This window comes from Polaromonas sp. P1_G2 (assembly GCF_056405515.1).
In genome coordinates this window covers 1-363 of the sequence record NZ_JBFUBY010001723.1, presented here as the reverse complement: position 1 = coordinate 363, position 363 = coordinate 1, and the positions used below count along the sequence as shown (strand labels likewise).

At 62.0% G+C, this 363-nt stretch carries 1 protein-coding gene; it reads right to left on the bottom strand.

Going from position 1 to position 363, the window contains the following annotated elements:
- Positions 1-360: Gfo/Idh/MocA family protein (locus tag AC1D0P_RS32285; RefSeq protein WP_477680448.1), on the bottom strand; the 360-nt coding region annotated here is incomplete at its 3' end.
- Positions 361-363: the final 3 nt, after the last annotated feature.

Genomic DNA, 363 nt, shown 5'->3' with positions numbered 1-363 from the left:
GTCCTGCTGCGCGATGATCGAGCAGGAGACTTCGGCAATGATGCCGTTGGGGAATTTGAGAATGGCTGAGGCCCATTCGTCGGCGCCGGTCTGGCCGAGCTCAGCGATGCCATGCACCGTCACCGGATCGAGGAAGGGCTTGCCATCGACGGCACCGGCGATCAGCCGCACCATCGACACCGGATAGCCGCCGACTTCGAGAATGCCGCCGCCGGCCGTCGCTTGTGAGAACAGGCGGTGTTCAGGCTTCACCGTGCCCATGTTGAAGCCGAAGCTCGACCAGATGAGGCGAACTTCACCCACAGCGCCGGATTTCACCAGTTCGACGATCTTCGCCGTCTGCGGATGCAGGCGGTACATATA